This is a genomic window from Herbaspirillum sp. GW103 (assembly GCF_000261365.1).
GTDB lineage: Bacteria > Pseudomonadota > Gammaproteobacteria > Burkholderiales > Burkholderiaceae_D > Herbaspirillum.
In genome coordinates this window covers 835,838-855,161 of record NZ_AJVC01000004.1, presented here as the reverse complement: position 1 = coordinate 855,161, position 19,324 = coordinate 835,838, and the positions used below count along the sequence as shown (strand labels likewise).

General features: G+C 61.9%; 16 protein-coding genes and 1 tRNA gene. 5 read left to right on the top strand and 12 right to left on the bottom strand.

The window, feature by feature from the left end:
- Nucleotides 1-7 precede the first annotated feature (7 nt).
- The 3 genes from GWL_RS15955 to GWL_RS15945 all read left to right on the top strand — a co-directional run bounded on the left by GWL_RS15955 (nucleotide 8) and on the right by GWL_RS15945 (nucleotide 5,182).
- Nucleotides 8-1,471: a glutamate synthase subunit beta gene (locus GWL_RS15955; RefSeq protein WP_008332051.1), complete on the top strand. Its 1,464-nt coding sequence runs from the start codon at nucleotides 8-10 to the stop codon at nucleotides 1,469-1,471.
- A 230-nt stretch (nucleotides 1,472-1,701) separates the two neighbouring features.
- Complete coding sequence (locus GWL_RS15950; protein WP_008332048.1) at nucleotides 1,702-3,498, top strand: M61 family metallopeptidase; 1,797 nt, start codon at nucleotides 1,702-1,704, stop codon at nucleotides 3,496-3,498.
- Between the two features lie 223 nt (nucleotides 3,499-3,721).
- A complete protein-coding gene (locus GWL_RS15945; protein WP_008332045.1) occupies nucleotides 3,722-5,182 on the top strand; it encodes an SPFH domain-containing protein in 1,461 nt (486 codons plus the stop codon).
- A gap of 168 nt (nucleotides 5,183-5,350) precedes the next feature.
- Here the strand turns inward: GWL_RS15945 and GWL_RS15940 are convergent, their stop codons facing one another.
- The 6 genes from GWL_RS15940 to GWL_RS15915 all read right to left on the bottom strand — a co-directional run bounded on the left by GWL_RS15940 (nucleotide 5,351) and on the right by GWL_RS15915 (nucleotide 10,689).
- Complete coding sequence (locus tag GWL_RS15940; protein ID WP_008332044.1) at nucleotides 5,351-5,959, bottom strand: 50S ribosomal protein L25/general stress protein Ctc; 609 nt, start codon at nucleotides 5,957-5,959, stop codon at nucleotides 5,351-5,353.
- A 137-nt stretch (nucleotides 5,960-6,096) separates the two neighbouring features.
- Nucleotides 6,097-7,047, bottom strand: coding sequence for a ribose-phosphate pyrophosphokinase (locus GWL_RS15935; protein WP_008332043.1), 951 nt, complete (start codon nucleotides 7,045-7,047; stop codon nucleotides 6,097-6,099).
- A 128-nt stretch (nucleotides 7,048-7,175) separates the two neighbouring features.
- A tRNA-Gln gene (locus tag GWL_RS15930) sits at nucleotides 7,176-7,252 on the bottom strand.
- 84 nt (nucleotides 7,253-7,336) lie between these two features.
- Nucleotides 7,337-8,206 (bottom strand): 4-(cytidine 5'-diphospho)-2-C-methyl-D-erythritol kinase, encoded by an 870-nt coding sequence (ispE, locus tag GWL_RS15925; RefSeq protein WP_008332042.1) that lies wholly within the window; start codon nucleotides 8,204-8,206, stop codon nucleotides 7,337-7,339.
- A gap of 60 nt (nucleotides 8,207-8,266) precedes the next feature.
- Entirely contained in the window at nucleotides 8,267-8,890 is a 624-nt protein-coding gene (lolB, locus tag GWL_RS15920; RefSeq protein ID WP_008332041.1) for a lipoprotein insertase outer membrane protein LolB, read from the bottom strand.
- A complete protein-coding gene (locus tag GWL_RS15915) occupies nucleotides 8,887-10,689 on the bottom strand; it encodes a tetratricopeptide repeat protein (RefSeq protein WP_008332039.1) in 1,803 nt (600 codons plus the stop codon). Before GWL_RS15915 ends, lolB begins: the two co-directional genes overlap by 4 nt.
- A 215-nt stretch (nucleotides 10,690-10,904) precedes the next feature.
- On the opposite strand from GWL_RS15915, the gene mutM reads away from it, so the two are divergent.
- Together mutM and mutY are read left to right on the top strand one after the other, a co-directional pair.
- A complete protein-coding gene (mutM, locus tag GWL_RS15910) occupies nucleotides 10,905-11,726 on the top strand; it encodes a bifunctional DNA-formamidopyrimidine glycosylase/DNA-(apurinic or apyrimidinic site) lyase (RefSeq protein WP_034350996.1) in 822 nt (273 codons plus the stop codon).
- Entirely contained in the window at nucleotides 11,723-12,865 is a 1,143-nt protein-coding gene (gene mutY, locus GWL_RS15905; protein WP_008332037.1) for an A/G-specific adenine glycosylase, read from the top strand. The genes mutM and mutY overlap by 4 nt, the downstream gene beginning before the upstream one ends.
- Before the next feature lie 78 nt (nucleotides 12,866-12,943).
- Here the strand turns inward: mutY and rapZ are convergent, their stop codons facing one another.
- From rapZ to ilvA, 6 genes are all read right to left on the bottom strand, one after another.
- Nucleotides 12,944-13,807 (bottom strand): RNase adapter RapZ, encoded by an 864-nt coding sequence (gene rapZ, locus GWL_RS15900; RefSeq protein ID WP_034351259.1) that lies wholly within the window; start codon nucleotides 13,805-13,807, stop codon nucleotides 12,944-12,946.
- A 119-nt stretch (nucleotides 13,808-13,926) separates the two neighbouring features.
- A complete protein-coding gene (hprK, locus tag GWL_RS15895; RefSeq protein ID WP_008332035.1) occupies nucleotides 13,927-14,865 on the bottom strand; it encodes an HPr(Ser) kinase/phosphatase in 939 nt (312 codons plus the stop codon).
- A gap of 72 nt (nucleotides 14,866-14,937) precedes the next feature.
- Nucleotides 14,938-15,411 carry a PTS sugar transporter subunit IIA gene (locus tag GWL_RS15890; protein WP_008332033.1) on the bottom strand — a complete coding sequence of 158 codons (474 nt, stop codon included), beginning with the start codon at nucleotides 15,409-15,411 and terminating at the stop codon, nucleotides 14,938-14,940.
- Nucleotides 15,412-15,667: 256 nt separating this feature from the next.
- On the bottom strand, nucleotides 15,668-16,282 hold the full coding sequence (locus GWL_RS15885) for a hypothetical protein (RefSeq protein ID WP_008332031.1): 615 nt from the start codon (nucleotides 16,280-16,282) through the stop codon (nucleotides 15,668-15,670).
- A gap of 289 nt (nucleotides 16,283-16,571) precedes the next feature.
- On the bottom strand, nucleotides 16,572-17,447 hold the full coding sequence (gene queF, locus GWL_RS15880) for an NADPH-dependent 7-cyano-7-deazaguanine reductase QueF (RefSeq protein WP_008332029.1): 876 nt from the start codon (nucleotides 17,445-17,447) through the stop codon (nucleotides 16,572-16,574).
- Nucleotides 17,448-17,531: 84 nt separating this feature from the next.
- On the bottom strand, nucleotides 17,532-19,067 hold the full coding sequence (ilvA, locus tag GWL_RS15875) for a threonine ammonia-lyase, biosynthetic (protein ID WP_008332027.1): 1,536 nt from the start codon (nucleotides 19,065-19,067) through the stop codon (nucleotides 17,532-17,534).
- Nucleotides 19,068-19,324 lie beyond the last annotated feature (257 nt).

Genomic DNA, 19,324 nt, shown 5'->3' with positions numbered 1-19,324 from the left:
GAGGAAAATGGGAAAAGCAACCGGTTTCATGGAGTACCAGCGCCTGAAAGAGGCCAGCGAGGCACCTGCCGCGCGTACCAAGCATTACAAGGAATTCGTCCTGCACCTCAGCGACGCCGACGCCAAGATTCAGGGCGCGCGCTGCATGGACTGCGGCATCCCCTTCTGCAACAACGGCTGCCCGGTCAACAACATCATTCCCGACTGGAATGATCTGGTCTATCGCGGCAACTACAAGGAAGCCCTGGACACCCTGCACCAGACCGACAACTTCCCCGAGTTCACCGGTCGCATCTGCCCGGCACCCTGCGAAGCTGCCTGCACCCTGGGCATCAACAATGACGCCGTGGGCATCAAGTCGATCGAGCACTTCATCATCGACAAGGGCTGGGAAAACGGCTGGGTCGTGCCGCAACCTGCTGCGGTCAAGACCGGCAAGAAGGTCGCCGTGGTCGGCTCCGGTCCTGCCGGCCTGGCCGCTGCCCAGCAGCTGGCGCGCGCCGGTCACGACGTGACCGTGTTCGAGAAGAATGACCGCGTCGGCGGCCTGCTGCGTTATGGCATCCCCGACTTCAAGATGGAAAAGTCGCACATCGACCTGCGCGTGGAACAGATGAAGGCCGAAGGCGTGAGCTTCCGCACCGGCGTTTTCGTCGGCAAGGAATTCCCCGAGACCGTCAACAACTGGTCCAAGGAAACCGTCACTCCCGAAGAACTGAAGAAGGAATTCGATGCCGTCGTCATCGCCGGTGGCGCCGAGTCCCCGCGTGACCTGCCGGTGCCGGGCCGCGAACTCAAGGGCGTGCATTTCGCCATGGATTTCCTGCCGCTGCAGAACAAGGTCAATGCCGGCGACAAACTGAAGAACCAGATCATGGCCACCGGCAAGAACGTGGTCGTCATCGGCGGTGGCGACACCGGCTCCGACTGCGTCGGTACCTCCAACCGTCATGGTGCGGCTTCGGTGACCCAGTTCGAACTGATGCCGCAACCGCCGGAGTCCGAAAACAAGCCGCTGGTCTGGCCATACTGGCCGATCAAGCTGCGCACCTCTTCCTCCCACGAGGAGGGTTGCGCACGTGACTTCGCAGTGACCACCAAGCGACTGGAAGGCAAGGGCGGCAAGGTCGAGAAGCTCATCGCTGCGCGCGTCGAGTTCAAGGACGGCAAGATGGTCGAAGTGCCCGATTCGGAATTCGAGATCAAGGCTGACCTAGTGCTGCTGGCCATGGGCTTCGTCTCGCCGGTGCAGCAGGTACTGGATGCCTTCGGCGTCGAGAAGGATGCGCGCGGCAATGCCAAGGCCACTACCGATGGCGAAGGCTGCTACAAGACTTCGGTGGACAAGGTCTTTGCGGCCGGTGACATGCGTCGTGGCCAGTCGCTGGTGGTGTGGGCGATCCGCGAAGGTCGCCAGTGCGCACGTGCAGTCGATGAGTTCCTGATGGGTTCTTCGCTGCTGCCGCGCTGATGCGCTTGGCTGCCCCGGCGATGTGCGCCGGATGTTTCATATGATTTATATGTTTTATATGATTTATATGGTTTAAAAAGTAGTGCAGAAAGTTTGTGTGACTCTGGACCCGGAACGACGCAAGTCGGTCCGGGTTTTTTTTCGTCCCCCGGCCAGCGTCCCATGCGGTGCGGCGGCGCGTGTAAAATGGCCCATCGCCGCACGTCGGCACCACTCCTACGCACATCGCAATGGCAACTCCGATCCGTTATAGCATCACGTCCCTCGATCCAGCTTCCCACCTTTACGACGTCAGCATCACGGTCGATCCGCCGGCCGCCGACGGGCAGCTGTTCTCGCTGCCGGCCTGGATTCCGGGCAGCTACATGATCCGCGAGTTCGGCAAGAACATTGTGCAACTGCGTGGTCAATCCAATGGCCGCAAGGTGGCAGTGAAGAAGCTGGACAAGCACACCTGGCAAGCCGCGCCCTGCAAGGGCGCGCTCACGCTGCACTATCAGGTGTATGCCTGGGACTTGTCGGTGCGCACGGCCCACCTGGACCGTACGCATGGCTTCTTCAATGGCACCAGCGTCTTCCTGGCCGCGCATGGTTTCGAGGATGGTGAGCAGGTGGTCGATATCGTCCGTCCGGAAGGGGAGGACTTCAAGCGCTGGCGCGTGGCCACGGCCATGCCGGAACTCAAGGCCAAGCGCTATGGTTTCGGGACTTACGTCGCACCGAACTACGATGCACTGATCGATCATCCGGTAGAAATCGGTGACTTCGCATTGGCCACCTTCCAGGCCCATGGCGTGCCACATGATGTGGTCATCACGGGCCGCGTCCCCAATCTCGACATGGCTCGCCTGTGCGACGACCTCAAGAAGATCTGCGAGGCCCAGATCGCCTTCTTCGAGCCGCGCAGCAAGCGTGCGCCCATGGATCGCTACGTCTTCATGACGCTGGCCGTGGGCGATGGCTATGGCGGCCTGGAGCATCGCGCCTCGACCGCGCTGATCTGCTCGCGCGCCGACCTGCCGGTCAAGGGCAAGCCGGAGCAGACCGATGGCTACCGCACTTACCTGGGCCTGTGCAGCCATGAGTATTTCCACACCTGGAACGTCAAGCGCATCAAGCCCGCAGTGTTCGCTCCCTACGACCTGCGCCAGGAAAACTATACTTCGCTGCTGTGGCTCTTCGAGGGTTTCACCAGTTATTACGACGATCTGTTCCTGGTGCGCACCGGTGTCATCGATATCGACAATTACCTCAAGCTGCTCGGCAAGACCGTCACCGGCGTGTTGCGCGGGACCGGGCGCAAGAAGCAGAGCGTGGCCGAGTCCAGTTTCGATGCCTGGGTGAAGTATTACCGCCAGGATGAGAATGCCAGCAATGCCATCGTCAGCTACTACACCAAGGGTTCGCTGGTGGCGCTGGGACTGGACCTGACCATCCGCGCCCAGACCCGTGGGCGACGCTCGCTGGATGATGTGATGCGCGGCCTGTGGGCGCGCTATGGGCGCGACTTCTACAACGGCAAGGCGCAGGGTGTTCCGGAAGATGAGATTCTGGCCCTGATGGAGCAATTGAGCGGTGCCGATCTGAGGCGCTTCCATGACCGTCACATCCGTGGCACCGAGGACGTGCCGCTGGAGGATCTGCTGCCTGCCTTCGGCGTGGCCTATGAAGCCAGCCTGCCGGCCGATGCCAAGCCCTGGCTCGGCGCGCGCATCGGCAAGGAAGGTGGCGATGCCAAGCTGGCTGCGGTGTATGAGGGTGGCCCGGCGATGCTGGCGGGGCTGTCGGCGGGCGACAAACTGGTGGCCATCGATGGCCTGCGCGTACCGGCCTCGGGCCCCGACGGTCTGCTGGCACGCTATCGCATCAACGACACCGTGCGCATCCACGCCTTCCGCCGCGATGAGCTGATGGAATTCAGCCTCAGGCTCAAGTCCGATACCGCACCGCAGGTCACGCTCAAGGCGCTGGCCAAGCCGGTGGCGGTGCTGCGTCTGCGCAAGGCCTGGCTCAACAGTAGTAAATAATTTGCTGATGTTGCGCCGGTCCGCATCGGGCGGCGCACTTTTGGCGTCCTGCCATTTCCGCTTGTTTTGAAAAGTTGCGTTGAGGAAAATCTCCTGTAAGATGAGAATCCCGCAGAGCTTGCGTTGCGCATAAGACCACTGGCCAATCAGGCACAGGCTGCACGCCTTCTCTGTTTTTCGGGCTGACCCACGACGGCCCGTCATTTCATCCACAAGGAGAGGTATGAGTATCCTGGAGTTAAGTCTGATCGTGGCCGTCGCGGCCATTCTGCTGCTGGTTCTAATCATCGCCATCACGCTGCGCCGCGTGGTGCCGACCAACATGGTCCACATCGTGCAGACCTCGCATTCAAGCACCCCCTACGGACGCGGCAAGCCCGCCGGCAATACCTACTACGCTTGGCCCAGTTGGGTGCCCAAACTAGGCATCACGGTGACCGAATTCCCCGAGAGCATTTTCCAGGTCGCGCTGAACAACTACGAAGCCTATGACAAGGAGCGTCTGCCCTTCGTCATCGATGCCGTGGCCTTCTTCCGCGTCGACAATGCCGAGACGGCGGCGCAACGCGTAGCTACCTTCGATGCCTTGCACACCGATCTCAAGGCTGTGCTGCAGGGCGCGGTGCGTCGCGTGCTGGCCACCAATGCGCTGGAAGACATCATGCAGTCGCGCGCCGAACTGGGCGCGCAATTCACGATGGAGGTACAGGAGCAAATCTCGCAATGGGGCGTGCTGCCGGTGAAGACCATTGAATTCATGGACCTGCGCGACGCCAATGGCAGCACCGTCATCAACAACGTGATGGCCAAGGAAAAGTCGCGCATCGAGATGGAAAGCCGGGTCAAGGTCGCCGAAAACCAGCGTCAGGCAGAGCTGGCCGAGATTGATGCCAAGCGGACCGTGGAAGTGCAGCGTCAGGATGCGGCCCAGCAGATTGGCTTGCGTACGGCGGAAAAGGAAAAGCAGGTCGGTATCGCCAACGAGCAGGCCCAGCAGGAAATCAAGGCCGCTGCCAAGACCACCACCGAGCGCGACATGGATGTGAAGAAGGTGCAGGAAGTACGCGGCGCCGAAATCGCACGCGATGTGGCGGCGGTGCGGGCCGAGCAGGAGAAGCAGGTGGCGGTGGTCAATGCGGATGCCCAGAAGCAGGTGCAGGTCATCAATGCTGACGCCCAGAAGCAGGCGGTCACCACCCGGGCCGAGGGTGACCTCGCCGCTGCGCTCAAGGAAGCCGATGGTGTGCGCGCACGTGGTGAGGCCGCCGCCGCCGCCGAGCAGGCCATGCTGATGGCGCCCGTGACCACGCAGATCCAGCTGGCCAAGGAGATCGGTGCCAATGCCGGTTACCAGCAATACCTGATCACTATCAAGCAGGTCGAAGTGGGACGTGACGTCGGTATCGAAATGGCACGCGCCATGCAGCACGCGGACCTGAAGGTGATCGCCAATGCCGGCGACATGCAGCAGGGCGTGGCCAAGTTGGGCGACCTCTTTACGCCTGCCGGCGGCACCAAGCTGACCGGTATGCTCGCCGCCCTGAGCCAGACGCCGGAGGGCAAGCAGTTCCTCGATCACGTGGCGCCGCTGCTGGCCAAGGGGGGCACTACCGGCGCGCTGGTCGGGGCCGCGACCCGGAATCCTGCGGCGGCAGCATTGGCCGGTGAGGCCGCAGAAAAATGAAGGGAAAGAAGTGGAGAGAAGAGAAGCTTGATATCGAGTCAGCTCATCTCCCCCATCTAGAACGCATCTCACGCCTATTTATGAAATGGGTTCTAGCATCAGAGCCCGTTAACGAAAAAACCCGCCAACGCAAATTGGCGGGTTTTTTCTTGCAGCGGAAAAAGCGAATTACTTGGCTTCTTCAGCGCCGCCTGCAGCAGCTTCACCTTCAGCAGCCACTTGACCAGCCGGCACGGTGGCGGTGGCGATGGTCAGGTTTTCCTGGGTCACGGCGGTCACGCCGTTGGGCAGCTTCAGGTCAGCCAGGTGGATCGATTGACCGACATCCAGCTTGGCCAGGTCGACTTCGATGAACTCAGGCAGGTTCTTCGGCAGGCAGGTCACGTCCAGTTCAGCAGCCACGTGGCTGATGATGCCGCCGTGCAGCTTGACGGCCGGCGAGACTTCAGCGTTCACGAAGTGCAGGGGCACCTTGGTGTGCAGCTTCTGGGAAGCATCCACGCGTTGGAAGTCAACGTGCAGGACCAGTTGCTTGAACGCGTGGACTTGGAAGTCACGCAGCAGCACTTGCTCGACCTTGCCGTCGATTTCCAGGTCCAGGATGGACGAGTGGAAGGTTTCCTTCTTCAGGGCGTGGTACAGCGCGTTGTGGTCAACAGCGATGTTGGTCGGTGCAGCGGTGCCACCGTAGACGATACCCGGGGTTTGACCCGCGCGACGCAGGCGGCGGCTCGCTCCGGTGCCCTGTTCATTACGCGGAAAGGCGATGACTTTCATGTGATAACTCCAATGTTGGCGGGGCTCGTCGTGGAATCATTCCATGGACGGTTGCCCCGTGAGATAAATATTCCCCGCGACCAGGGAATACGAAAAAACCTCGCTACGAAAAAACGCAGCGAGGCGAATGCAAAATCTTATTCAGCAAACAGCGACATCACCGAGTCACCCTTGGTGATGCGCTTGAAGGTCTCGGCCAGCAGGTCGGCGCAGGTCAGCTGACGCACCTTCGGGCAGCCGCGTGCAGCAGGCGAGAGCGGGATGGTGTCGGTAACGACCAGTTCATCCAGCGGCGAATTGGCGATGCGATCGATGGCCGGACCCGACAGCACCGGGTGCGTACAGTAAGCCACGACCTTCTTGGCGCCACGTTCCTTCAACACTTCAGCTGCCTTGGTCAGGGTGCCGGCGGTATCGACCATGTCATCCATGATGACGCAGTTGCGGCCTTCGACTTCACCGATGATGTTCATCACTTCGGAGACGTTGGCCTTCGGACGGCGCTTGTCGATGATGGCCAGGTCGCAGTTCAGGCGCTTGGCCAGCGCACGGGCGCGCACCACGCCGCCGACGTCGGGCGACACGACCAGCAGGTCGTCGTAGTTCTTGTTGACCAGGTCACCCAGCAGGATCGGCGAGGCGTAGATGTTGTCCACCGGGATATCGAAGAAACCCTGGATCTGGTCTGCGTGCAGATCCATGATCAGGACGCGTTCGACGCCGGCTTCCTGCAGCATGTTGGCCACGACCTTGGCCGAGATGGCAACCCGCGCCGAACGCGGGCGGCGGTCCTGGCGGGCATAGCCGAAGTAGGGGATGGCGGCGGTGATGCGACCGGCCGATGCGCGCTTCAAGGCGTCGACCATGATCATGATTTCCATCAGATTGTCATTGGTCGGTGCGCAGGTGGACTGCAACACGAAGACGTCCTTGCCGCGAACGTTTTCATTGATCTCGACCATGACTTCGCCGTCGGAGAACTTGGAAACGTTGGCCTTGCCCAGCGGGATACCGAGTTTCTCAGCGACGCCGCGCGCCAGTTCGGGGTTGGCGTTGCCCGTAAAAACCATCAGGTTCTCAAGTGCCATGTGGGTATCCCTGAATGCAATCGTTAAAAAGTCGAAAAGCCGACAATGCTTGACTTGTTCGGTCTCACATTGACGGCTTATTTTTCTGACTGGACCCGGGCCTCAATGAAAGGCCTGTCCGAATTAAATGGCAGGGGAACAAGGATTCGAACCTTGGAATGCCGGAATCAAAATCCGGTGCCTTAACCAGCTTGGCGATTCCCCTACGCAACTTGCTGTTTGCCGTGCCGGCGCGCTCATCATCAGGCGCTGCGTCTTCGTCAAACCAATTCTCAATTTCAATTCTTTATCACGACTGCACTAAATGGGCGAGAGGATGTTCCTGCATCGCTTTGGCTTTCCAGCCGATCCAGCGCGAAGGCAACTGCTTGAGCACTTCGTCTGCCTCATGTTCGTGTTCGAATGCACAAAACACACAGGCGCCAGATCCGGTCATCCTTGCACTCCCGAATTTGCCCAGCCACTCGACTGCCGCTGCCACTTCGGGGAAATGTGCACTTGCCACCATTTCCAGATCGTTCTTCCCGAAGCTGGAAGCAACTTGTTTCGTCGCATCAGGAAAGTCCGTTATTCTGACGGGTTGCGTATCCCTTGTCAACAACTTTGAAGAAAAAATTATCGAAGTTGGAACAGATACGCCCGGTTCGATCACCACATACCAGCAATCTGCCGTACGCAGTGCCGACAATTCTTCGCCCACACCTTCGGCGAAAGCATTGCGACCGAACAGGAAGAAGGGAACATCGGCACCCAGCTTCAAGCCCATCTCCATCAGCGAGGCGCGATTGTAGCCGCATTTCCATAGATGATTCAAGACCAGCAGCGTCGTGGCCGCATCGGAAGAACCGCCACCGACACCGCCGCCCATGGGCAGCAGCTTGTGCACCGTGATGTCGGCGCCCAGGTGCTGCTGGCCGCTGGCCTGGCGCAGCAGGTGCGCGGCGCGGATGACCAGGTCGGATTGCTCGGGCACGCCGGCGACCTCATTGGTACGGCGGATCTGCCCATCCTCACGCAGACTGAAGTCGAGCGTGTCGCAACGGTCGATGAGCTGGAAGGCCGATTGCAGCAGGTGATAGCCGTCCGCACGACGACCGGTCACGTGCAGGAACAGGTTGAGCTTGGCCGGCGCCGGGCAGGCGGTGAGGGTGGTGGTCATGCTTGGTACGGATTCTTCAGTTGAGGAGCGGGCTGGATGAAGGGCTGGGGCTCAGGGCTCTCAGGGTTTCTTCCAGCCGTCTATGGCGATGCGGATCGCCACCTTGCCGGCCTGCGTGGTATTGCGGGTCAGGTCGATGCGCTTGGGCCGCGTCTGGCCGCTGGCGGCATCGCTTTCCCAGTTGGCATAGGTGACGCGCCAGCCATCACGGGTGGTGAAGCTGGCGTCGTTCTCGCCCGCCCTGGCCACGAAGGGCTTGCCGTTGGCATCGATGCCGCTGCCCTGCAGCCACTGGCGCATGCCGGAGACCGGCAGCGGCCAGCCCAGCGATTGCGCGGCCAGCGCATCCACATCGGCGGCCACCTGCGGTGCTCGGCCCGACTGCACCAGCGTGGCGATGCCGGGCTTGACGTTGATGGTGGCCACCGTCTGGCCCAGCGGCGAGAACATCTCCAGGTTCAGCTCCTGCGGGGTCTGCTTCCAGAAGAAGCTGCCATGCAGGGATTGCGGACGCTCATCCTGTTCGTACTGTACCGAGATACGGCCATCGATCTCGATGCTGCTCTGGTAGGCCGGTGCGGTCGCGCCAGGGGAGACCGCATTCCGTGATGCCGTGGCGCAACCGCCCAGCAGAGCGACCAGACAGAGGGCAGCCCCCCTCTGGAAAGCGCGTGTTTTGCTCATAACTTCACATTCAGACGCGCCAGCGTGCTTTTCAGGACTTCATTGCCAGGTTCCTTGAGGCTGACTTCGCGCCAAATCTTGCGCGCTTCGTCCTGCTTGCCATTGGTCCACAGGACTTCACCCAGGTGCACGCCGATCTCCACATCCGCCCGCAAGGCATAGGCGTGGCGCATCTGGGTCTCGGCCTCCTGCATGCGGCCCAGGCGGAACAGCACCCAGCCCAGGCTGTCGGCGATGAAGGCATCGTCCGGTGCCAGGTCGGCGGCCTTCTGGATCAGCTCCAGCGCTTCGGGCAGACGGATGTTGCGATCGGCCAGCGAGTAGCCCAGGGCGTTGTAGGCATGCTGGTTGCCCGGTGCCAGCTGCATGACGCGGCGCAGCTGCTTTTCCATCTCGTCGTACTGGCCCAGCTTTTCCAGGACCATGGAATAGTCATAGAGCAGGTCGGTATTGTTGGGAAAGCGCTGCAGGCCGGCCTTGAGCACGTCGGCCGCTTCCTGGTTGCGGTTGGCATCGCGCAAGAGGCTGGACTCGGCCAGCATCAGCTGCAATTGCTCGCCGTCGTTGGTCGATTCGGCCTGGGCATCTTCCAGCGCCTTGCGGGCGCCTTCGATGTCGTTCTTGCGGGCCAGCAACTGGGCGCGTCGCACCTGGATGTTGACATAGCCATCGGTTCCCGGTTCGGCCTGGTCCAGATAGCGCAGGGCCGAATCCAGGTCACGCCGCTCCTCGGCGATGCGCGAGAGCAGCAGCAGCGCCTGGCTGGGGTCGCGGTCTTCCTCGGGCTGGGCCGAGAGTACCTGCAGGTAGCGCTGCAGATAGTATTCGGCATCCTTCAACTGATCGGTCTGGGCCGAGAGCACACCCAGGGCGAACAGGGTGGTGGCGTCTTCGCTGTCTTCCTTCAACAGGGTCTCGAACTGGCTGCGGGCCTTCTTGTAGTCCTTCTGCTCGACCAGGCTGCGCGCATAGGCGACCCGCACTTCGCGGGCATCGGGATACTTGCGCAGGAAGTCCGTCACCAGCCTGGTCGCATCCTTGTTGTTGGAGGCGACCTGGGCGGCGGTGAGCACGGCCAGTTCCGAATCGGGCTTGATCTTCATGGCGGCAGCGGCTTCGCGCTGGGCGGTGCTGCCATCGCCCATGCTGAAGGCGCCCTGGGCCAGGGCCAAATGGGTTTCCATCAGATCGCCGTAGGGCTTGCTGATATTTTGCAGGATGGTGTAACCGGCCTGTTTGTCCTTGGCGCGGGACAGCAGGCGCTGGATCTGTAGCAGCATCGGGCCGCGCGCCTGCGGGGCGGCGTCGGCCAGGCGCTGGTTCAGCAGCGGCTCGATCTCGTCGATGCTGTCCGAGAGCATGATCAGACCCAGGTAATTCTGCAGGGCTTCATCCGAATGCGGGGCCAGTTCGGTCCACAGGCGCACGGCCACCAGGGCTTCGCTGGGCTGGCGCGCGGCCACGGCCATTTCGGCGGCGCGCTTGGCCAGGCGCGGGTCGCGCGTCTGCTGGGCGGCCGCCAGCATGGTCACGTAGGCCGATTGCCACTGACCGCGCTGGAAGGCGATCTCGGCGGTCAGCACTTTGTAGAGGATGTCCTCGCTCAGCGCTACGGCGGGCAGCGCGTCTTCCTGCGGCTGGACCTTGGCCTTGGCCGCCTTCTTGCGATGGGCAGCCTTGGCCGAAGCCGTCTTCTGGTCCTGGGCCGCCTGGGGGTTCTCCTTGTCGCCGGGCTGCTGGAAGCTTGAACAGGCAGTCAGCAGCAGGGAACTGGTGAGGAGGGCGATGGTTTTTTTCAAGATGTCATCCTGACGATTCGAAGAGGTTCGATTTTACGCGCAACAACCGTGGCGTTGCTGACCGCGCCGATAGCGCAGTGTAATCCATCTTTGACAAGCTTCTGCACACAGCTTGCACGCAGATTGCACAGGAGGCTTCAGGTCTTGATTTCGACAAGTGCATTATCATATGCAGCTTCCTGCTCGTCCTCGGGATCACCGCGATCCGCAAGCCCATGCCTGAATTACCAGAAGTCGAAGTCACCCGCCGCGGGGTCGCCCCCCATCTGGAGGGGCGGACCGTCAGCGGCGTCGTGCTGCGCCATACCGGCCTGCGCTGGCCCTTCCCTGCGGGACTGCATGCCCTCCTGGCCGGGCGCGTGATCCGCAGTACCGGCCGGCGCGGCAAGTATCTGCTGATCCATTTCGACCATGGCACGCTCATCGTGCATCTGGGCATGTCCGGCCATCTGCGCATCCTGCCGCCGGGCATCGCACCGCAAAAGCATGACCACTTCGATCTCGAAGTCGGCGGCCAGGTCATGCGCATGACCGATCCGCGCCGCTTCGGCGCCATCCTCTGGCACGACCTGGCCGAGGGCGACATCGAGGAGCACCTGCTGCTGCGCGGCCTGGGTGTGGAGCCGCTGGAAGAGCAGTTCAGCGCCCGCGCACTGTTCAATCAGACGCGCGCACGCAGCGCCCCCATCAAGCAGGTGCTGCTGGCCGGCGACATCGTGGTCGGCGTGGGCAATATCTACGCCTCCGAAAGTCTCTTCAAGGCGCGCATCCATCCCAAGACGCCTGCCGGCAAGATCAGCCTGGTGCGCTACGAACGCTTGGCCGAGGCCATCCGCGAGACGCTGGCGGCGGCCATCGAGCAGGGCGGCAGCACGCTGCGCGACTTCATCGCGGTCAACGGGCAGTCGGGTTACTTCCAGCAGAATTATTTCGTCTACAACCGTACCGGCGAACCCTGCCGCATCTGCGCTGCGCCGATCCGCCAGATCAAGCAGGGCCAGCGCTCCACCTTTTATTGCGTGAGTTGCCAGAAATGAAGGGACTCGTCCAACCGCGCCGCAAGCAGGCGGCTGCCGGCCAATCCGCCGCCGCAGAATATGAAGACCCCTCCTTTTCGGCGGCAGTCATCGCCTGGCAGAAGCAGCATGGCCGTCACAAGCTGCCCTGGCAGAACACGCGCGATGCCTATCGCGTGTGGCTCTCCGAGATCATGTTGCAGCAGACCCAGGTGGCTGCCGTCATTGCCTATTACCAGCGGTTCCTGGAACGCTGCCCGGATGTCTTCACACTGGCTGCCGCACCGTCCGAAGACGTGATGGCGCTCTGGAGCGGCCTGGGCTACTACACCCGCGCGCGCAACTTGCACAAGTGTGCGCAGCGCGTGGTGGCCGAATACGGTGGACGCTTTCCCGACGATCCCGACCTGCTGGCCGACCTGCCCGGCATCGGTCGCTCGACGGCGGCGGCCATCGCTGCCTTTTCCTATGGTCGGCGCGCGGCCATCCTCGATGGCAACGTCAAGCGCGTCTTTGCGCGGGTGTTCGGCATCGATGGCTATCCCGGTGCCAAGCCCATCGAAGACCAGCTCTGGCTGCGTGCCGTGGCACTGCTGCCCGATGAGCATATCGAGTCCTACACCCAGGGTCTGATGGACCTGGGCGCGACCCTGTGCGTGCGCGGCAAGCCGGCCTGCCCGCGCTGCCCGCTGGCCACACGCTGCGTGGCGCTGGCCGAGGACCGCGTGAGCGAACTGCCGGTGAGCAAACCGAAGAAGGCCGTGCCGGAAAAGGAAACGGTGATGCTGGTCATCACCCAGGGAGAAGACGTGTTGCTGGAGCAGCGCCCCGACAGCGGTATCTGGGGCGGACTGCTGTCCCTGCCGGAAATCGGCGTGGGCAATGCCGAACACTTCGACACCGCCGTGCGCACGCTGGTGGCGCCCTACGGTGAACTGGACGGCTGCCGCAAGCTGCAACCGTTCTCGCACGTCTTCACGCACTTCAAGCTGCATGTCGCACCCTTCCAGGTGGCTCTGAAGCACCGTAGCCATGGCATCGCCGAGCGCGGCCTGGTGTGGTACCCGGCGCGCAAGCTGGCCGGTGCGCCCTTGCCGGCGCCGGTCAAGAAACTCTTGCTGGGGGTCTTGCGGTCGGATGATCTCCTGGCCACTACCTGAACAGTTCACCTGACAGTCGTGCTCCCGCTACCTGACACTTCAGTGTCGAGCTGCTGACAGTTCAGCAGCGCGCGCCTGTCAGTTCAGTTGCCGATGCCTGCACACCACCTGTTCAGTGGCGCGGAAGTGACTGGCCAGTTGTTCGGCCAGATAGACCGAGCGATGCTGGCCACCGGTACAGCCGATGGCGACCGTGAGATAGCTGCGGTTGTCATTCTTGAAGGAGGGCAGCCACTTTTCGACGAAGCCGCGGATGTCGTTGAACATGTCGGCCACCTCCGGGTCGGCGGCCAGGAAGTCGATCACCGGTGCATCGCGCCCGGTCAGCGGGCGCAGCTCGGCGTCGTAGTGCGGGTTGGGCAGCATGCGCACGTCGAAGACCAGGTCGGCATCCAGCGGCAGGCCGTGCTTGAAGGCGAAGGATTCGATCAACAGCGTCAGCGGCGAGCGTTCCAGATCCACCAGTTCCTTGATCCAGCGGCGCAGCTTGTTGGAACTGAGCTGCGAGGTATCCATCACCAGGCCGATGTTTTGCAGGTCGCCCAGCATTTCCTTTTCCACCGCGATGCACTCGGTCAGAGTCAGGCGATCGGCCGGATTGCGGCCCGGCAGCAGGCGATGCGACAGCGGATGGCTGCGGCGGGTCTCGGAGAAGCGGGTGATGAGGGTTTCGTCGGAGGCGGTCAGGAAGACCACCTTGACATCGTGACCATCGGCGCGCAACTGCTCGATGTCAGTGCGCAGGGTGGCCAGGGAATCGGCACTGCGCGCATCGGTGGCCACGGCCAGCATGCTGGCGCCTTCCCGGATGCGGGTGCGCACCAGGTCGCACAGCAGCGAGGGCGGCAGGTTGTCGACACAGAAATAGCCGGCGTCTTCCAGCACGTGCAGTGCTACCGATTTGCCGGAGCCGGAAATGCCGGTGATAAGAACGATTCGCATGGCGCCCATCATAACGCATCGTCCGTGCATGCGTGGCGACAGGAAGATGACAAACGCGCCGGACAATTTTTCTCGGTTGGCGGGAAAATCCCGTCGGGCGGGCATTTCCGGGGGGCGGCTTATTCGCCGTTCATGGCGCGGCGCTGGCGTTCGATGAATTCCTTCAAGGTATCGATGCCGCGCAGTTGCAGGATGGTATTGCGCACGGCAGCTTCCAGCAGCACCGCGATGTTGCGGCCGGCCGCAACCGGAATGACCACCTTGCGGATGGGCAGGCCCAGCACTTCTTCGTATTGCGCATCCAGCGGCAGGCGTTCGTAGTTTTCTTCCAGCGTGCTGCGGCGGACCAGGTGCACGATCAACTTCAGGCGCATCTTGCGACGCACGGCGGTCTCGCCAAAGATGGCCTTGATGTCCAGGAGGCCCAGACCGCGCACTTCCAGCAGATTGGCCAGCAACGGTGGACAACGACCCTCGATCATGTTGGGGGCGATGCGGGCGAACTCCACCGCATCATCGGCCACCAGGCCATGGCTGCGTGAAATCAGTTCCAGCCCCAGTTCGCTCTTGCCCAGTCCGGATTCCCCGGTGATGAGCACGCCCACACCGAGCACATCCATGAACACGCCGTGCATGGTGATCTGCTGCGCCAGTTTCTTGGACAGATACACGCGCAGGTAGTCGATCACCTGTGCCGCGGGCAGCGGCGTGGAAAACAGCGGGATGCTCTTTTCGTCGCATACCGCCAGGATATCGGGCGGGGTCGACAGGCCCTGCGCGATGATGAAGGCAGGCGGTTCGCCGGCCACCAGCTCGGCCGTCTGGTAGGCGCGCGAGGTGTTGGACAGACGGTTGTAGTACTCGATTTCCTGATGGCCGAAGACTTGCAGGCGACCCGGGTGGATCAGGTTCAGGTGGCCGACCTGGTCCGAGGCCGAGACGGCATCGCCCGAGATCAGCCGTTCGCCGCCGGGGAAGCCGGCAAACCAGCCCAGTTGCAGGGACTCTCGGTTTTCTTCGTACAACTGCTGAATCGACAACGCGGAATAGTTGGGCATGGAGATCCGGATCTGCAGACAGGGTGGGATGCGGCAAGGCCGCCGGGGGGATGCAGCGGGGCTGCGTCGACCTCAGCCGGCTTTTTCCATCGAAGTCTGCCAGGTCACGATGCGGGCATGCACCACGGCGGGATCGGACTCGATGGTCAGTTCGTTGCGGAAGGCATCATCGGAAAACATCTCGGCGATTTCCGAGAGGATTTCCAGATGTTGCTGCGTCACATTGTCAGGAATGAGCAGGAACACCAGCAGCTTGACCGGTTGGCCATCGGGCGACTCGAAGGGAATCGGCGCGGCCAGGCGCATGAACAACGCCAGCGGTGCCTTCAGGCCCTTGATGCGACCGTGCGGCACGGCCACGCCATGACCCAGTCCGGTCGAACCGAGACGCTCTCGTGCGAACAGGTTTTCGGAAACGGTGGAGCGGGCGATGCCGCTGTTGTTTTCGAAGGTCAGGCCGGCTTGTTCGAAAGCTCTTTTTTTGCTGGAGACTTCCAGATCCAGAACCACGTTTTCTGGAGACAGGATTTTTGCGAGATTAGTCATGACGCTCAAGGAATTGCTACGGACTGAAGCTTTGAGCAGGATTATAGGCTTCTTTGCCGATGGCGTAAGGCTTTGAAAGCGCTGAACAGGAGGGGATTTCGGGCAGAGAACCGTGAATTGCCGCGAGTTGTTGACTGAAGGTCGATGATTGTTGGCAACACCTGCCTCAATGGACAGGATGCCGTGATGCTTGGTGACGAAGTGCGCGCCGGGGCTGCGATGAGGCGGTCCGGCGCGCAGGTGGCACATGCTGACTTTACATTTCGATGCGGCCGAAGATCAGCAGCACGTCGCCGTTGTTCTTGTTGGCCGACAGGCGCGGCACGTAGGCGAACATGATCTTGCCCTTGCGGGTGCCGATGGAAGCCAGCGGCAGCGGCACCGGGAAGGGCACGCTGTGGAAGTAATCCTGGCGGCTCATCAGCATGGCGGTACCGCCCAGGCCCAGTTCCAGCCCGGTCTTGGCGATCGGAAACACCCATTCATAGGCGTAGCCGGCCATGTATTGCGGATGACGGTGCGAATCCTTGAGGACGAAGCCGTACAGGGATTCATCATTGCCCTGCTCGTTGCGCAGGGTCTTGCCATAGCCCAGGCCCCAGGCGTGCTCGTTGAGCTCATTGAGCTTCTCGCGGGTATAGGTGCTGCGGCCATGATGGGCCACGCCGGACAGGTAGATGGCGCCATCGCCCTGGTCCCAGATGTTGGCGGCGTGGTCCTTGGTTTGTTGCCAGAGGCTGTCCTTGTTGCCTTCGGCGTGGGCGGCAGGCGCCACGGCCAGGGTGGCGGCACACAGGAGCGTCGCTTGACGCAGCTTCGCGCCAAAAGTGAAGGAAGCGGCCTGGCGCCGGGGCTGGGGGGTGATTTTCATGATTGTGATGAACGGAAATGCAAAAAACGCGGCGACCGGGAAATGACGCAGGAACGGATGAAGACGAGTCTGGGCGACCGGAAAGGCGAGTCGCTCACCAGCTCATCCGCAAAGGATGGACAGACAGGATGGCAAAAATATCCCGCAAAATGCGTCTTGCTGAAAAGCAAAATGTTACCAAATCACAAGAGCCATCGCTATCGCCGAAAGACGACGATCTGGCCTCGGGTAGGATCTGGTAACAATTTGCTGACGCTGTGCGGCGTGCGGGCCGCTGCGAGCAGGGGCCTTACTGGCGCGCGTTGCGCAATTGCGAAGGCGGCTTGGCGCTGGAGAAATTGCTGCGCCAGGGGTTGATGTCCAGTCCGCCGCGCCGGGTATAGCGGGCATAGACGGCCAGCTTCTGCGGTTTGCAGTGGCGCAGGATGTCGGTGAAGATGCGTTCCACGCATTGCTCGTGGAATTCATTGTGCTCGCGGAAGCCGATGATGTATTTCAGCAGCCGCTCCTGGTCGATGGGCGCGCCCACGTACTGGATCTGCACGCTGCCCCAGTCGGGCTGGCTGGTCACCGGACAGTTGGACTTGAGCAGGTGCGACACCAGGGTCTCTTCCACCGTGGCTTCCTCCGTATTGGCGCGCAGCAGGCTGCCATCGGGATGGGCGCCCGTAGTGGTCGGTTCGATTTCCACATCGAGGCGGTCCAGCAGCAGGCCCGAGAGTTCGCCGAACTGCAACTGGCCGAACTGCGACGATTCCGTCAGCGTCACCTGCACGCTGGCACCCGCGGCGGCCGAGAGATCGGTGCGCAGCTTTTCAACCAGCTGCTGGGCGCTTTCCAGACGTTCCTGATTGAATGAATTCAGATAGAGCTTGAAGGACTTCGATTCGATGATGTTGGGCGAATCGGCCGGCACCATGAAAGTGGCGATGGCAATCTGGGGTTTGCCGCGCAGGTTCAGCCAGGAGATCTCATAGGCGGTCCAGAAGTCGGCACCGAAGAAGGGCAGGGTACCGCTGATCTGCAATTCGGCGCGCTTGGGCGCGCGCGCAATCGGAAACAGCAGGCTGGGATCGTAATGGGTCGGATATGCCGAGCTCTTGCCCAGGGGCGAGCTTTCCGGCGTATGGCCGACGATGGATGCGGACGGGGTGGTATGGTCCATGTGAATACTCCTGCGGTGCTGCGGGTGACGTTCTGTGATGTTGCCGCCGCGCGCCGTTGACAGGGCGCGCGGCGTCGGCGTTGATCAGCCGAGGAAGAGCTTGTACAGCGGGTTCTTGGTTTCGTCCCAGTGGCGATAGCCCAACTGGGCCAGGAAGGCGCGGAATTCCTTCATTTCCTTCTTCGGCACTTGCAGGCCGATCAGGATGCGGCCGACATCGCCGCCCTGGTTGCGGTAGTGGAACAGGCTGATGTTCCAGCCCGGGTTCATGCTGGAGAGGAACTTCATCAGCGCGCCCGGACGCTCCGGGAATTCGAAGCGATAAAGCAACTCGTCGCCCGCCAGTTCACTCTTGCCGCCCACCAGGTGACGGATGTGGACCTTGGCCAGCTCATCATGGGTCAGATCGAGCACGCCAAAACCGGCCTTCTCGAAATTGCGCGCGATCTTGCCGGCCTCGTCCGCTGCCGAGACCTGGATACCGACGAAGACGTGCGCTGCCCTGGCATCGCTGATGCGGTAGTTGAACTCGGTGACGTTGCGCGGTCCCACGGTTTCGCAGAAGCGGCGGAAGCTGCCGCGTTCTTCCGGAATGGTGACGGCGAAGACGGCTTCACGGGCCTCGCCGTTGTCGGCCATTTCGGCCACGAAGCGCAGGCGGTCGAAGTTCATGTTGGCGCCGCAGGCGATGGTGATCAAGGATTCGCCCTTGATCGGCTTCTTGCTGGCCTTTGCGCGCTCCACGTACGCCTTGGCACCGGCCACGGCCAGTGCACCGGCGGGTTCGACGATGCTGCGGGTATCCTGGAAGATGTCCTTGATGGCGGTGCAGACGGCATCGGTGTCGACGATGATGATCTCGTCCACCAGCTCCCTGGCGATGCGGAAGGTTTCTTCACCCACCAGCTTGACGGCCGTGCCGTCCGAGAACAGGCCCACGTCCGGCAGCGCCACCCGGCGGCCGGCCTTGAGGCTGCGGGCCATGGCGTCGGAGTCGGTGGTCTGCACGCCGATGATCTTGATGTCCGGGCGCACCGCCTTGACGTAGGAGGCCACGCCCGCGATCAGACCGCCCCCGCCGATGGCCACGAAGATGGCGTGGATCGGTTCCGGGTGCTGGCGCAGGATTTCCATGCCCACCGTGCCCTGACCGGCGATCACGTAGGGATCGTCGAAGGGGTGCACGAAGGTCAGTTTCTGTTTCTTTTCCAGCGTCAGCGCGTGTTCGTAGGCATCCGTGAAGGAATCACCGAAGAGCACCACTTCGCCGCCGCGCGCCTTGACGGCATCGATCTTCACCTGCGGGGTGGTGGTGGGCATGACGATCACCGCCCGGCAACCCAGGCGCGCTGCGGAAAGGGCCACACCCTGGGCGTGGTTGCCGGCCGAGGCGCAGATGACGCCGCGCTTCAGTTGCGGCGGACTCAGGTGGGCCATCTTGTTGTAGGCGCCGCGCAGCTTGAAGCTGAACACGCTCTGCATGTCTTCACGCTTGAAGTAAATTCGATTATCAATCCTTTGCGACAGCGTATTCGCCAGTTCCAGCGGGGTTTCTTGGGCGACGTCGTAGACGCGGGCGGTCAGGATCTTTTTCAGATAATCGTTACTCATGTTGGTCATCAGTGAAGTGAAGTCAGGCGAGCAGCAGCGGGTTCAGGCGCGGTCATATCGCAATCAGGTAAAGGAAATAAAGGCTGGGTAAGCCGCTTGGGGTTCCCCGTGGGCCAGGCTGGCTGGTCGCCGGTCCGGGCCAGGGGAACTGGGCATTATAAGGGAGCCGGGCCAGGCAAGGCCAAGCGTGCAAGGTCAAGGGGAGATTCGAGGAGAGATATGAATGTTTCTCCCATTCTTGAAATCAAGCACTGCGGCACCAGCTA